Genomic DNA, 14,792 nt, shown 5'->3' on the forward strand with positions numbered 1-14,792 from the left:
CTGCGGCGCTGCGGCGCTGCAGCAGGCCGCGCACGCTGTCCGCGGTGAGCGGTGCCACCTCCTCGGCCAGCAGCTTGAAGCCCTCGTCCTCCTGCTGCACCTTGGCGCGCAGGGCCAGCAGCGCGCCCTTCTCGATCAGGCCGCGGCTGCGTTTCCACACCTCAGGGAAGAGTACGACCTCGCAGCGCTCGATCTGGTCTTCCCATTCGACAAAGGCCATCGCCTTGCCGGCCTTTGTCGTAATTTCCTTAAGCGACACGACCATGCCGGCCGTCACCGTCATACTCTCGTCTGCCATTTCGCCAAGGTCCATCAGCTTCTGCATCCCCGGCTCCTCCAGCAGGGCCGCGCTGTCGTCCAGCGGATGGCCGGACAGGTACAGGCCCAGCAGCTCACGCTCCAGCTCCAGCTGCTGGGTCACGGAGAATTTCGGGATATCCGGATAACGGATTTCCCAGTTCGGCGTCTCAATCAGATCATCGAACAGCTGGATCTGCAGCTCATCGCGCTCCTTGCGCCACTTCGCTGCCGCATCGACTGTCTCATCCAGCATAGCCAGCAGCTGGGCCCGGTGGCCGGGAAGCCGGTCGAAAGCGCCTGTCTGCAGCAGCGATTCAATCACGCGCTTGTTGCAGACGCGCAGATCGACACGGCGGCAGAAATCAAGCAGGCTGTCGAACGGACGCTCCTTGCGGACCACCATGATATTCTCCACCGCCAGCGTCCCGACATTCTTAACCGCAGCCAGTCCGAAGCGGATATGCCCGCTGCCTTCGCCGGGTACAGGGGTGAACAGCACGCCGCTCTCGTTAACATCGGGCGGCAGCACGCCGACCCCGCTGCGGCGGCATTCCAGCACATACTCTGCCACCTTGCGGTGGGTTCCCATGACAGCGGTCAGCATTGCTGCCATGAACTGCACAGGATAATGCGCCTTGAGATAAGCAGTCTGGAACGCCAGTACGCCATAGGCGGCAGCATGGGCACGCGGGAAGCCGTAGTTGGCAAACCGCACGATCATGTCATACACCTCATTGGCATCTGCCTCCTGATAGCCCTGCTTCAGACTGCCCTCCACAAAGTGGCTGCGTTCCTTGTCCAGCGTCTCCCGTTTCTTCTTGGACACCGCACGGCGCAGCAGATCCGCTTCGCCAAGCGAGAACCCCGCCATCAAGGAGGCAATCTGCATGATCTGCTCCTGATAGACTATGATCCCATAGGTATCAGCCAGAATCGGCTTCAAATCTGCATGAGGATATACGACCTCGAACTCCCCGTGCTTGCCCCCGATGAATTTCGGAATAAATTCCATCGGACCCGGACGGTACAGAGCCACCACGGAGACAATATCCTCAAAACCGCTGGGCTTCAGATCCTTCAGCACCCGCCGTACGCCTGCTGACTCCAGCTGGAATACGCCTGTGGTCTCACCTGCCCCCAGCATCTCATAAGTCAGCGGATCATGATCTGGGATGAAGCGGAAATCAGGGACGCTGCCGGTCATTTCCTTCACCCAGTTCATGCAGCGTTCAATAATCGACAGGGTCCGCAGCCCCAGGAAGTCCATCTTCAGCAGGCCTACACTCTCCAGATGCTCCATGGAATACTGGGTCAGCGCTGTACTCTCACTGCCGGCCTGGAGCGGAACAGCATCGGTCAGCGGCCCCTTGGAGATGATCACTCCGGCAGCATGCGTTGAAGCATGACGCGGCATACCTTCTACCTTCATCGCCATGTCGAGCAGCCCTCTGGTCTTCGGATTGGCATCATATAATGCCTTCAGCTCAGGCGTGCTCTCCAGCGCCCGGGTGATGCTGATGCCGAGCTGGCCCGGAATCAGCTTCGCCGCCTTGTCCACCTCGTTATACGGCAGATTCAGCGCACGGCCTACATCCCGTACAGCTGCTCTTGCTGCCATGGTTCCGAAGGTGATGATCTGCGCCACATGCTCCTTGCCGTATTTGTCCACCACATAGGCAATAACCTCATCACGGCGTTCGTCACTGAAGTCAATATCAATATCGGGCATCGTAATCCGCTCCGGATTCAGGAAACGCTCGAAGAGCAGATTGTATTTCAGCGGATCTACATCCGTAATCTTCAGCGTATATGCTGTAAGACTGCCTGCTGAGGAACCACGGCCCGGGCCGGTAACAATACCATTCCGGTGGCAAAAAGCGATGAAATCCCAGACAATCAGGAAATAATCGCTGAACCCCATGCTCTCAATGACGCCCAGCTCATAGGCCAGCCGTTTCTCGGCCGTTTCCTTCTGCTCCGGAGATGCCCACAGCGGCGTATCCGCGTAGCGCTCCTCCAGCCCGCTGCGGCACAGCTCACGCAAATAAGCGGCGGCATCCAGCCCTTCCGGCAGAGGGGAATACTCCGGCAGAATATGATTGCCGAATGTCAGCTCCAGATTGCAGGCTTCTGCAATCCGCAGCGTGTTCTCCAGCGCCTGCGGCACATGCGGGAACAGCGAGGCCATCTGCTCGCCGCTCTTGAAGAACAGCTGATCCGTGCCGATCTTCAGGCGGTCCTCATCATCCACAGATTTGCCTGTGCCGATACAGATCAGCACATCCTGAACCTCGGCATCTTCCTTGTCCATATAATGCACGTCATTCGTAGCCACCAGGGGAATATCCAGCTCGGCAGCAAGCTGAATCAGCTTCGGATTCACCCGCTTCTGTTCAGGCATACCATGATCCTGCAGCTCCAGGTAGAAGTCCGCGCCAAAAATCTCCTTGTAACGCAGCGCCGCCTTGCGCGCTTCCTCCTCACGCCCGTGCAGCAGATGCTGCGGCACCTCTCCGCCAAGACAGGCGCTGAGGCAGATGATGCCCTCGGCATGCGCCGCCAGTGCTTCCATATCAATCCGCGGCTTGTAATGCTGGCCCTCCAGATGGCCGATGGAGATCAGCTTCATCAGGTTCCGGTAGCCGATCTCGTTCTTCACCAGCAGAATCAAGTGATAGATCGGCTGATCCTTGCGGCTGCCCCGCTCACGGCGCGAGCCTGCGGTCAAATAAGCTTCACAGCCGATAATCGGCTTGATGCCGTTCTCCTGGCAAGCTTTATAGAAAGGGATAGCCCCGTACATCACTCCATGATCCGTCAGCGCCAGCGATTTCATGCCGTATTCGCCGGCCCGGCGCACCAGATCCGTAATGCGCGCCGCCCCGTCCAGTAAACTGTATTCGCTGTGCACATGCAAATGCACGAAAGGGCTCATTATCCCCACTTCCCTTCAGTTCCAAAATCAAAACATAAGATGAAACTATTTTATCATATTAGAGGGGGAACCGCCCATAGAATGGATTAAGAGCATAAGGACAGGCAGCGGATAAGTAATTGCCTGGACCGGGAAGGAGCCTTATGATGAATATTTTCCTGAGCAAAGCCGTCCTCGACTTCTTCATCGCCTTCGGCATTGTATTGGGCGGTTCCCTGCTGGGCGGGATCGGAGCCGTGGTCTCCCTGCAGCCGCCTACGCACACCATGCTGGATATCGCCGACCGGATCAAAATCTGGGCACTGGCCGCCGCCGTCGGCGGAACGATCGACCCGATGCGGGTCATTGAGAGCAACATGCTGGGAGGCAACCTCTCCCCCGCCATCAAGCAGATTCTCTATCTGGTCTTCGCCTTTCTGGGCGCTCATATGGGCAGTGAGCTAGTCAAATGGGTGTGCGGCAAGTAGAAACGGCCAAGCCGTCCTGAAATCAAGCCAATGCTTCCGAAGCAGCGATACTACGTATCGCTTTCAGGTTCCGTTTCAGAGAAATAGAAGGATAATGGAGCGCTGAGCAGATACATTCTTATAATAAAGGGGTGATGGACCATGCGCCTGCCGCCGTTTCACCGCTACCGGCGTTTCTCGCAGATTGCTGCCGTTTTTGTGCTGGGAATGATTGTGGGCGCCGTGGTATATAATGCCATTTATCACATGGGGTACAACGTGCTCTGGCTAAGCAATCAGGAACTCCGGATACAGATCGAGGAATACCGCAATGACATTGACACGCTCAAAAAATACAACAATACCTCCACCGTAATCCGGGAGATTAAGGTCCGCACCGAGGACAGCAAAGTTAAGGAAGGCACCGCTGTGCTGGACACGGTGACTGTCAAGGAAATCCTCAGGAAGCTGGTCAGCGATCTGGAGCCGATGCGCGGGCGCAGCATGTTTGAAATCGATTCCGACGGGAAGCTGGCACGCCTGCTGCTGGACGGCAAAATCTACATTGTACGCGAGAAGGAATACACTGTCAGAATCCGCACTATGCTCGTTATGGAGGGTGTGCTGCAAATCTGGGTGGAGATCGGTCCTTATAAGCGCACCTGAGTCATAATCATGGTACAATAGTGGGCAAATCATAGAATGGTAGAGTATAGGCCGAAGCACCGTTTCCCACCTTCCATTAAGGAGCTGTCTGTCCATGATTATGCTCATCAAGTATCTGCTGTTTGTTCTGCTGGTCGTCTTTATGATCAGTGCCGCTATGTACAGTTTCTCCTCCCGGAGGGCCGCAGACCCGCTCATCAAAGGGCTGAAGCGTTCGATTATGAACGTGCTGCTCGGCGCAATGCTGGTAACGCTCTCATTGATGTCGATGTTCATCTTCCGCGGCTCAACGCTTAATGTCGTCATTGAAGCAGCTTTTCTGCTGCTGGGTATCTTCAACATCTTCTCGGGGCTGCGCAGCCACGGGTACTACAGCCGGCTCCGCAGCGGGAGCGGGAGCTAAGTGTTCACGGTGTCCGAACCGGTATCTGAATGGGAATTTGAATCCGGCTATTAATCGGTATTTGAATCGGTATTTATCTTTGAATCGCTAGCTAATTCGCTGCATCTCCCCCACCCGGCTCTCCGGTAGAACTATGCGAAGTGGAAATTGTACACTTATTTCTGGCCAAGCCCTACCTTTCAGGGGAGCAGTTGGAAAAAAGGCACTTATTTCGTCCGCTTTCCTCCCCTGATGCAGATTCCGGCGGATTAGTTGTCCTTTTTCCACTTATTGTTCCAAAATCGGGGAGTTCGGGACAATTAGATGCCCTTTTTCCACTTGCTGCCCGCTGCTCATAATAGAGACCTATCCACTCAGTGTCCATGTGATCAGATGTCCAGTCCGTCGCCCACATAGTATTCAGCTTTCCAGCTTTTCAGCCGTTCAGCTTCTTAGCCTTACAGCCATTAATCCAACCAGCTATTCTATGGCTTGCCGCAATTCCCCGATTAGTCTTTTATGCCAAATAGACCAGGTTACCCTCCCGGTTACTACAGGATAGCCTGGTCTATTTAGACTGTATTCGATTCTGATTCATCTGTATTCGTTTATATTCGGTTCTGACTGGTTTCTGATTCGTCTGCACTTGCCTGTATTATTCGTTCTGTATTCATTTTCTGTGCGAAGACTGATGTATGCCTACACTATTGCTAAATGTATATATTTGAGCGATTTAGCCGTGGTCAATCGACTGCAGCATCAGGACGGCCTTGGCCACAATGGTCTCCATATGGCTGATCTCAATCTCCAGCTTGCAGGTACGGCGGCTGATCTCCAGCAGCTTCGGCATGACGATAATGGAATGCTCGATTTGCACCGGGCGGATGAAATAGGTGGACATGTTATCCAGCACATAGTCATTGCCGGTGATGTCCTTGGCCGCCTTGAACGCGGAAAGGGTCATCAGCGTGGACAATATCCCTTCCGAAATCGTCCCCAGATCCGTTGCCATCTGAGGTGTGATGAAGCCATGGAAGAACAGCTTGCCCTCCTCATCGCGCTCATCGGCAAAACCGTTCCAGATCAGATGATCGAAGGTCTCCCCGAGCTGCGGCTGGTTGCTGGCATCACGCAGACTCTGCAGCACTTCCCTGCGGGTCAGCGAGCCGACCAGCTTGCGGTTGCGGTCCACGATCGGCAGGAAGTCGATCCCTTCCCACATCATAATCTGCGCCGCCGAAGCCAGCGAGGTCTGCAGTGCGGCGGTCACCGGGCTGCGGATCATGGCCTTCTCGATGCTCTGCCCTTCTGCGAGATCCTCCACATCGCGGCGGCCCACGATGCCGATGACCCGGTTCCACTCATCGGTCACCGGGAAGCGCTGCTCGCCGCTCGATAGGGACAATTCGCGTAATTCGCCGACTGTGCTGGAGATTTTGAGCGTATTCAGGCGCGGCTTGCCCTCCACAATATCTTCCACCAGCATAATCTTCTTCTTAATCAGCCGGTCAAAAATCGCCCGGTTAATCATCGAAGCTACTGTAAACGTATCATGCCGGGATGAAATCACCGGCAGGTCCAGTTCATCCGCCAGCGCCTTCACCTCGCGGCTGGTACCGAAGCCCCCGGTTACTAGCACCCCTGCACCCTGCTCCAGTGCAAGTGAATGCACATCATCACGGTTACCCACGATCAGCAGGCTGTCGGCATCGATATAACGGATCATGGCATCTACTTTCATCGCGCCGATCACATATTTATGAAGATGTTTGTTCAGACCTTCCGCTCCGCCGAGGACATGTCCCTCGACAATGTCGACCACATCTCCAAACGTAAGCTGATCAGAAATATTGCGCGGCTTTTTTTCTACCCGGACCGTACCGATCCGCTCCTTGGTAATGACGATTCCCAGGTTCTCCGCTTCCTTCACCGCACGGTAAGCTGTACCTTCACTGACGCCCATTTCCTTGGCCAGCTTGCGGACGGAAATCTTCGTTCCCACCTTCAGACTTTCAATATGCTGCAGCAGTTGTTCATGCTTTGTAATGTTATCACCTTGACCTTCCAACTGTTACACCCCCATACCCCGATCTGTACTATTCTGTACCCATTATAACGCTGGTTACAGCGGAGTACAACAGAACGGGTATGCTTCTTTCAAGAGATATGTCAGCTGTATGACAAGCGATACCAGAGGCAATTAAGGGACAGCCGCACTTATGCCAACACACACATAATGCATGCATGAGTACAGCCTTGAATATAGCTATAACACATCATTTTACAAGGCATAAATACACTGTACATCCGCACATCCACACAACCGCAAACACAGCTCACCCCCAGTCCGCAGCATTCGCGAAACAGGGGGTGAGCTGCTGCAGCTTGTCTAAAGGCCGCGGCCAAATTCTATAATCTCTGGGATACCCGGGTTTCTTCGTCCCACTGGCCCTGCCACTGCTCCAGCTTAACCTTGCGGACCGCCTCCAGGCGTTTCTGCTTCTCTTCATCCACTCCGATAATAAAGTGCAGGTGCGAGGCAATCACCAGGAAGGCAAACGCACACCAGACAATACCGAAGCCCAGCACCCAGCCGGGACCATTCTGAAAAGACAGCTTCGGCAGCGCGTACAGCAGCATCGCCAGAGCCGCCAGCAGATACACGGAATGCTTGAATTTGTTTCTTTTTTTCATTGTCGAACCGCTCCTTCGTTCTAAAGGGTTGTCAGGCTGAATCTGAATCTATATCTCTACTCTATGAACTTCAGGTCCGGATTATGAGACAAGTTGCTAATTTTTCATCTTGCTGATTTCGCTGCCTCCTGGTTTAGTCTAGCCCGAATGCCGGGGGTGTGAGATGATGGAGCCATGAAGAGGAGGGATTTACATTGAATAACATTTGGGGCCAGTCCGAGTACATAATCCGCAAAAAGGTATTCTCCGTCATGGGGGCAAAGCTGCATATTTACAACAGTTCGGAGGAGCTGGTGCTCTTTTCGCAAATGAAGGCGTTCAAACTGAAAGAGGATATCGCCCTGTACACGGACGAGAGCATGGAGAGAGAGCTGCTGCGCATTAAAGCCCGCAAAATGATAGATCTCAGCGCCACCTATGATGTCTATGATTCGGAGACCGGGGAATCTCTGGGCGCACTCCGCCGCAAAGGCCTGAAGTCCCTCTTCAAAGATGAATGGGTGATTCTGGACACCGGCGATAACGAGATCGGATTCATTAAAGAGGACAGTGTGTTCATGGCGCTGCTGCGGCGTGTCATTACTCTAATTCCGCAAAAATATAATGTGGAGATCGGCGGCATGGTCATCCCGGCCTTCCGGCAGAACTTCAACCCTTTTGTCACCAAAATCATCGCAGACTTCTCCGAGGACCGCAAAGGTGTGCTCGACAGACGTATTGGCGTAGCTGCCGCGGTTCTGCTCTGTGCCATTGAAGGCAAACAGGATTAGAAATAACCGGCCTTAGCATCAAAAAGAGGGTGATTCCGGAGCCAAATGGCCCTGAAATCACCCTCCTGCTATTATCAGGAGGAATCCCCTTCTATAGCACTTAATGTTGTCCGCCGTACATTTGGGACAGGCTGTCGGTGATGATTTTGTTCACATCCTCGATCACTACACTAAGGCGGCGCTCTGCATCGAACAGGCGGCGGATGCCGAGATTCAGGTTAAGCACCTCGAACAGCTTCTCCATCTTCTCCATCTCCTCCTGCGGAGGCATCTCTCCGCTCATCATCCGCTGCTGCAGCTCGATTTGGCTCTGACGGAAATTGTCGAGCATCAGCTTGCTCTCCGGATCTGCTTCGATCACTTTCATCGCGCTGGTGATATCCGATACCTCGGTGCTGTCTTTAATGGCTCTCGCCAGTTCATGTGCCTTGTCAATTACGTTCATTATAAATCCTCCTAAAAGTTTTGTGAGCATCTGCTTCCCTGAGTCTTCTTCGCAAAACTCGCATCGGAAGCATACGCTTAAGTTTTGTGAGCTACACTTCCTGAGTTACTTCGTACAAAACTCGCTTCGAAAGCATACGCTTAAGTTTTGTGTATCCGCCCAAATTTCGCGGTCACGTTATTTCCCCTCCAGCGGCCAGACTTCTGTCTGTGCGCCTGCACCTGCGGCCTGCACCTGTACTCCACCTGCTTAACGGGTTCACCGCCGCCCGACATTTAATCCGTCCGGCACGGCTTTTTAAAGAATAGGTCAATCACCAAGGGTCAGATGTCTCCATATGATGAATGATATGTAACCCTTAAGATTCATATTGCCGGCATCATGCTGCCTACCGGAAGGAGATCCACGATGTCCCAACTCAAGATCCCGGTCCAAACGGTCCACTCGGGCATCCTGCAGGAAAACGCTGTAATGCTAGGCGACAAATCCATGAAGAGGCTCAAAATACCGGCGCACGGAACAATCCAGCTTACCTTCGGCTCTTTCCGGCAGGAGGTTACCGTTATTCCGGTTCCCAAATCCGACAGCCTGCGCGTAAGCGAAGGGCTGGCGCGGCGGCTGGGCTTAAGGCAGCGCCTCAAGCTTAACGCTTCCTATAGTTCAGGCAGCCGCAATCTGCGGCTGGGGCCGCTGATTGGAGTTCTGGTGAGCCGGGACCATCCCGAGCATCCCGACAGAGTGTTCGGCCAGATCACGATGTTCTGCCGGGAACTGACCAATGCCTGCCATGCACAGGGCGCCTATGTATATTTCTTTACCCCGGAAGCGCTGGAAACGCGCAGCACTACCATCCAGGGCTGGGTATACGATGAGGGCTGGCGGAAGCTGAGTCTTCCTGTGGCCGATGTGATCAACAATCGGCTGACGACGCGAAAGGTAGAGAACAAACCTAGCGTACAGCATTTTTTGGCGGATGTAAAATCCCGCTACGGAACTCATTTTTTCAATGAAAAGTTCCTTGACAAGACAGAGGTATTCGAAGCGCTGGCGCAAGATCCCGCCCTACAGCGGTATTTGCCGGAGTCGCATGCCCTGAACGGCTTCGCCGTATTGAAAAGAATGTGCAGCAATTATCCCAGTGTGTTCCTGAAACCTGTACGCGGCAGCCTTGGCAAAGGCATTCTGCGCATCTCCAAAGAAGACGGCGGCGGCTACCGGCTGTTGTCAACAACACCGCTGGGGACACGCAAGCAGAGCTATCCCAGTCTGGCGAAGCTTTATGGGTCCATTGCCCCGAAGATGAAAACGACCCGCTACCAGATTCAGCAGGGATTGCCCCTGATGGAGCTTGGACGGCGGCCGGTGGACTTCCGGGCACTCGTACAGAAGAACGGCACCGGCAAATGGGGTGTCACCTCCATTGTGGCCCGGACCGCCGGAAGTAATCACTTTGTCTCTAATCTCGCCCGGGGCGGGACGCTCAGTACGGTCCGGGAAGCCATCGGCAAAAGCAATCTCCCGCCCGGGGCGAAGGAAAGCTCCCAGGTTCAGCTTCCCCGGGCAGCACTGGCAATCGCCAGAGGCGTAGAGACGTATATCCCCGCGCATTTCGGGGAGCTGGGCATCGACCTTGCGCTGGACCAGTCCGGCAGAATCTGGCTGCTGGAGGTCAACTCCAAGCCGTCCAAGAATGACAACACGCCGCTGAACGACCAGAAGATCAGACCCTCCGTCAAACAAATGATTCTATACTGCCGCTATCTGGCCGGGTTATAAGGAGGACATCATGACAGAAACAGCAATGGGGTTCCTTGGCATAATGACAGACCGCCGCCACGGGAATCCTCCCATCGCAGAGCCGGAGTTCTGCAGTCATCTATGCCGGGCGGCCCCGCTGTATGATCTGAAAGTCCTTGTTTTTCATCCGGAGGGTGTTGCGAAGGATGGCGCTTCAGTCAGCGGATATCTCTGGCAAGGCGGACAATGGGTGCCTGCCCAGGCGCCTCCGCCTGACATCCTGTATAACCGCTGCTTCTACCGGACTCCGGAGGAGAAGCAATCTGCAGCTGCCGCCTTGGCTGTATTATCCCGGTCGCTTCCCTGGTCACGCGGACTGCCGGATAAATGGGGCGTATACGAGATTCTGCGGCGCAGCCGCGCAGCCGCTGCCCTGTTGCCAGAAACGCTGGTCTACAGCGGACGGAAGGCGCTCGGCAACCTGCTGGCCGAAAGGGAATACGGTGTGTTCCTGAAACCCAAAACCGGCTCCCACGGCAAACGCACCCTGCATGCAGTACTCCTCGGCAAACGCGAAGGCGGCGGAGTGAGTGTGCGGGGAAGAGACCGGATGAATGAACCTTTTCAATATGTTTTCGGTACGCTGGACGAAGGTCTGAACTGGATCCACCGCTTCATCGGCCAGCACCGCTATATCATACAGCCTTATCTGCATCTCACCGGCAGCGGGGGACAGCCGTTCGATGTGCGTGTGCTGATGCAAAAGAACGGCACCGGCGCATGGACCCTGACCGGCATGGCCGTTCGTCTGGGCGGCCGGGGATCTCTTACCTCGAATCTCCACGGCGGGGGAACTGCGGTTCCCGCTCTGCCCTTCCTGCTTGCCGAATACGGCGCAGCAGGCCGGGACCTGTATCAGGAGCTGATCTCAGCCGCCGCACTCCTGCCTCCCCTGCTGGAAGAATCCTGCGGGAGACTGGGAGAGCTCGGTCTTGATTTCGGCATCGATGCCGGAGGAAGACTGTATCTGCTTGAAGCTAATTCCAAACCAGGGCGCACGGTGTTCCGGCTGACGGGCGACCGCCGGGCTGCTAGGCTCGCCGCTGAGAATCCGCTGCGCTATGCGCGTCATCTGCTGCTTGCACCCTGGCAGCAAACCACAAGCTGCTTCAAAGGCAGTTCCGTTCAACGGGAGAATGATATCAATGGTTCCTAAGGAGGATTCATAAATGGGTCTCACTTTTTGCAATGTGCATTTCACCAAGCAGCCCCAACGAGTGGTCTATGTCTCGGGTGAACTGATGAAAAGCCTGAAATTATCCGGCAAGAAAAACATCCGCCTGCGCCTTGGGAAGGATGCCATACCGGCGATGATCAAGCCGATCAAACGCGCCGGCAAGCATCTCTTCCTGGCCTCGGGAGTGAAGAGCGCAATCAAGATTCCGAAATCAGGCGGCATTTATTTGCGCAACCTGCAGAATGATGAGGTCCAGCTCGGACCGCTGGTCGGTGTACTCTCCGACGGGCCCGCCTCCGCGGCACAGCCTTTCGGCTCCCGTACCGGCTTCATCAAGCAGCTGCTGCGCGAAGGCAGCAACAAATGCTATATCTTCGCCTTCATGCCGCGTGACATCGACTGGCAGCAGGAGCAGATCAACGGCTATTTCCTGAGTGCAAGCGGCAAATTCGAGCGTAAAATGGTGCCGCTGCCGGATGTCGTCTACAATCGTCTGCCCAGCCGCAGAGCGGAGACTTCCCCATACATCAACCAGCTGCGCGAGCGTTTCGGACGCAAGAAGATTCCTTATTTCAACTGGAGCTTTTTCAATAAATCGGATGTATACCGTCTGCTGGAGAATGACGGTGCCGCCAACCGCTTCGTGCCTGAAACACACAGCAACCCCAGCACTGAACAGATGCGCGATATGCTGGACCGCCACCACTTTGTCTATTACAAACCTTCCGCAGGCAGTCTTGGACACGGCATTTACCGCCTGACCTACCTGCCGAAGAAGGGGTACTTCGCCCGTTACCGTAAGAGCGGCAAGAATGTGCTGCTGCGCTTCACCAGCTTCGACAGCCTGATGCGCATGCTGCGCGGCCGTCACGGACAGAGCCTGCAGAATTATGTGGTTCAGCAGGGTATCCGGCTGATTGAGATTGACGGCTGCCCGATTGATTTCCGCTTCCATATGCACAAGAACGGCAGCAACCAATGGGTAGTTGTCGGCATCGGGGCCAAGAAAGCCGGCCGGGGCAGTGTCACCACCCACCTGAAGAACGGCGGCGCCCTGCTTACACCGCAGCAGGCACTGGGCCGTGTCTTCGGCGCAAGATCGGATGAAGTGCTGCAGCGCGCCAAAACAACAGCCGTCAAGCTGGCAGAATCCCTGGAAATCCAGCACCGGCATCTGCTCGGTGAGATTGGATTTGATCTCGGGATTGACCAGGATGAGGATATCTGGATGTTCGAGGCCAATGCCAAACCGGGACGCTCTATCTTCCGCCACCCCTCCCTGCGCGCTGAGGGCAAAGCTTCCATTGAGCACATCCTGGAGCATTGTCTGTATCTCAGCAAATTCCGCAGGAGGGATGACTTGTGAACAGCCGTATCCCAGACCCCGGCAAGCCTGTTATCGCCATCCTGACAACCAGTGACCGGCTGAAGCAGTTTCGCGGCAACCGCAAGAACTTCCGCGATATTATCCGCACCGGCAAAGAAATGGGTTATCTGGTATATGTCGTCACCGTCCGCGATCTGAAGCTGGAGGAGCGGATGGTGAACGGCTACGTCCCCTCTGCCAGCGGCAAGCTCTGGTACTCCATTCCTGTCCCGCTGCCGCAGGTGATTTATAACCGGATTCCGAACCGCGATGAAGAGGAGAAAGCACCGGTCGCCCGCAAAATAGCGGAGTGTCTGGAGCATCCTGAGATCCAGCTGTACAACCCGAGCTTTTTCAATAAATGGAATCTCTTCGAGTGGCTCAAGGAATCCAAAGCAACCTCAAAGCATGTGCCCAAGACCCGCCGCCTGCGCAGTGCAGCAACCCTGACGGCCATGCTGAAGAATCACGACAGTCTCTACCTCAAACCGGAGAACGGCAAAGCCGGTAAAGGGATTATGCGGCTGAGATACCGGATGGATGCTATGCTGCCTTACCGGCTGCAGATCCAGAGCGGCAAGAAGAACACGACCTACAAAGCCGCGTCCATCGAACGTCTGTGGGCCAGAATCGTCAGGGAAAAAGGGGTATCCCGCTATATCGTGCAGCAGGCCATTGTGCTTGCTGCGCACCACGGGCGCCCCTTCGATCTGCGTGTGCTGCTGCAGAAGAACGGCCGGGGCGCCTGGTCGGTCACCGGCATTGGCGCACGGCTGGCCGGAGCCCGCAGCATCACTACCCATGTGCCGCGCGGCGGCAGCATTGAAGAGCCCTCCAGCATGCTGGAGGGAACCTTCGGAGCAGAGCAGGCTGCGGCCATCCTGAAGAATGTCCCCACCACGGCGCTGCTGATTGCCCGGCAGATTGAACGCGCTTCGGCCACCATGCTGGGCGAGATGTCAATGGACCTCGGCGTCGATGAAGAAGGCGGGCTGTGGTTCTTCGAGGCCAATTCCCGGCCGATGAAATTCGATGAGCCGGCGATCCGCAAGCTGTCGCTGGAACGCATTTTTCAATTTGGCCAGCATCTGTCCCGCCAGACCAAGCCCTAATTAAACCCGTAAAGGAAGTGACACCATGCAGATATCCTCACTCTACGACAGCAACCCGGCGCAGTGGAATTCCAGACTATCCGGACTGCTTGAGTTCCTGAGGGAGTATGGGGAGCAGCGGATTACGCTTCGCGGCTGCAGGCAGCTGGCCCGGCTGACGCCGGAGCAGCTCGCCTTGCCGGGAGTTTCGCTGCTCGTTGCTACTGTACGGGGTCAGAACGGCCGTCAGCTCGCAGGTGTCAGCTTCGTCTCCGGCTACGGCAAGGAGGCCTGTGTAGTAGCCGTTCATCCCCTGTACCGCAAGAGGCATACCGGCACAACCCTGCTTACCGCGCAGCTGGAACGTCTTGGGCAGCTGGAATGCCATGTGGCCTGCGATAACCCGGCCAGCCTGAAAATGTGCTTCAACAGCGGGCTTGCCGCCGTAGACCTGGTTAACGGCCCTACGGGCAAACCCACGCTGCTGCTGCGGTCTCCCCGGACTGCAGCCGGACCTACTATTCTCCCACAAGAAGGTGAACTCCTGTGCCAGAGCCCGTCTTAGGCATCCTCACGCTATATCTGAATGACGCCAAACAGCTTGAGGAGAAGAGCGTGTACCGGAGGATGATTATTGAAGGCAGCCGGATTGGCCTGGATGTCTTTGTGTTTACCCCCGCAGATGTGCATGTAAGCAAGGAACAGATCCATGCGCTTGTCTAT

13 protein-coding genes and 1 pseudogene are annotated in these 14,792 nt (G+C 55.5%); 10 read left to right on the forward strand and 4 right to left on the reverse strand.

All coding sequences use genetic code 11. The features are described 5' to 3' along the window. Positions 1–3,235 (reverse strand): DNA polymerase III subunit alpha (locus QW71_RS33025; RefSeq protein ID WP_039309558.1); only part of this gene is annotated, 3,235 nt, incomplete at its 3' end. Positions 3,236–3,381: 146 nt separating this feature from the next. Between QW71_RS33025 and QW71_RS33030 the strand changes: the two genes are divergently transcribed. The 3 genes from QW71_RS33030 (at position 3,382) to QW71_RS33040 (ending at position 4,750) form a co-directional block, all read left to right on the forward strand. After that, complete coding sequence (locus QW71_RS33030) at positions 3,382–3,702, forward strand: YtrH family sporulation protein (RefSeq protein ID WP_039309559.1); 321 nt, start codon at positions 3,382–3,384, stop codon at positions 3,700–3,702. A 141-nt stretch (positions 3,703–3,843) separates the two neighbouring features. Further along, complete coding sequence (locus tag QW71_RS33035; protein WP_039309560.1) at positions 3,844–4,347, forward strand: hypothetical protein; 504 nt, start codon at positions 3,844–3,846, stop codon at positions 4,345–4,347. 94 nt (positions 4,348–4,441) lie between these two features. After that, the gene (locus QW71_RS33040) at positions 4,442–4,750 is read left to right on the forward strand and encodes a YtpI family protein (protein WP_039309561.1); all 309 of its coding nucleotides are present in this window, start codon (positions 4,442–4,444) and stop codon (positions 4,748–4,750) included. A gap of 712 nt (positions 4,751–5,462) precedes the next feature. On the opposite strand, the gene QW71_RS33045 is transcribed toward QW71_RS33040, so the two are convergent. Then, positions 5,463–6,797, reverse strand: coding sequence for a DRTGG domain-containing protein (locus QW71_RS33045; RefSeq protein ID WP_039309562.1), 1,335 nt, complete (start codon positions 6,795–6,797; stop codon positions 5,463–5,465). 341 nt (positions 6,798–7,138) lie between these two features. Further along, positions 7,139–7,423, reverse strand: coding sequence for a hypothetical protein (locus QW71_RS33050; protein WP_039309563.1), 285 nt, complete (start codon positions 7,421–7,423; stop codon positions 7,139–7,141). A gap of 194 nt (positions 7,424–7,617) precedes the next feature. Between QW71_RS33050 and QW71_RS33055 the strand changes: the two genes are divergently transcribed. Further along, a complete protein-coding gene (locus QW71_RS33055) occupies positions 7,618–8,193 on the forward strand; it encodes a hypothetical protein (RefSeq protein ID WP_039309564.1) in 576 nt (191 codons plus the stop codon). Positions 8,194–8,293: 100 nt separating this feature from the next. On the opposite strand, the gene QW71_RS33060 is transcribed toward QW71_RS33055, so the two are convergent. Further along, complete coding sequence (locus QW71_RS33060) at positions 8,294–8,638, reverse strand: YlbF family regulator (RefSeq protein ID WP_039309565.1); 345 nt, start codon at positions 8,636–8,638, stop codon at positions 8,294–8,296. A 408-nt stretch (positions 8,639–9,046) separates the two neighbouring features. Between QW71_RS33060 and QW71_RS33065 the strand changes: the two genes are divergently transcribed. The 6 genes and pseudogenes from QW71_RS33065 to QW71_RS40220 all read left to right on the forward strand — a co-directional run. Next, positions 9,047–10,414, forward strand: coding sequence for a YheC/YheD family protein (locus QW71_RS33065; protein WP_039309566.1), 1,368 nt, complete (start codon positions 9,047–9,049; stop codon positions 10,412–10,414). Positions 10,415–10,424: 10 nt separating this feature from the next. Further along, a complete protein-coding gene (locus QW71_RS33070; RefSeq protein WP_039309567.1) occupies positions 10,425–11,591 on the forward strand; it encodes a YheC/YheD family protein in 1,167 nt (388 codons plus the stop codon). A 13-nt stretch (positions 11,592–11,604) separates the two neighbouring features. Further along, on the forward strand, positions 11,605–12,978 hold the full coding sequence (locus QW71_RS33075) for a YheC/YheD family protein (protein ID WP_039309568.1): 1,374 nt from the start codon (positions 11,605–11,607) through the stop codon (positions 12,976–12,978). Further along, the gene (locus QW71_RS33080) at positions 12,975–14,090 is read left to right on the forward strand and encodes a YheC/YheD family protein (protein WP_039309569.1); all 1,116 of its coding nucleotides are present in this window, start codon (positions 12,975–12,977) and stop codon (positions 14,088–14,090) included. The genes QW71_RS33075 and QW71_RS33080 overlap by 4 nt, the downstream gene beginning before the upstream one ends. 25 nt (positions 14,091–14,115) lie before the next feature. After that, positions 14,116–14,634, forward strand: a complete 519-nt coding sequence (locus QW71_RS33085) for a hypothetical protein (RefSeq protein WP_039309570.1) — start codon at positions 14,116–14,118, stop codon at positions 14,632–14,634. Beyond that, a pseudogene (locus QW71_RS40220) lies at positions 14,616–14,792 on the forward strand (YheC/YheD family protein); the annotation flags it as partial. The gene QW71_RS33085 and the pseudogene QW71_RS40220, both read left to right, overlap by 19 nt.

Origin of the sequence: Paenibacillus sp. IHB B 3415 (genome assembly GCF_000802655.2) — a bacterium.
GTDB lineage: Bacteria > Bacillota > Bacilli > Paenibacillales > Paenibacillaceae > Paenibacillus_AQ > Paenibacillus_AQ phytohabitans.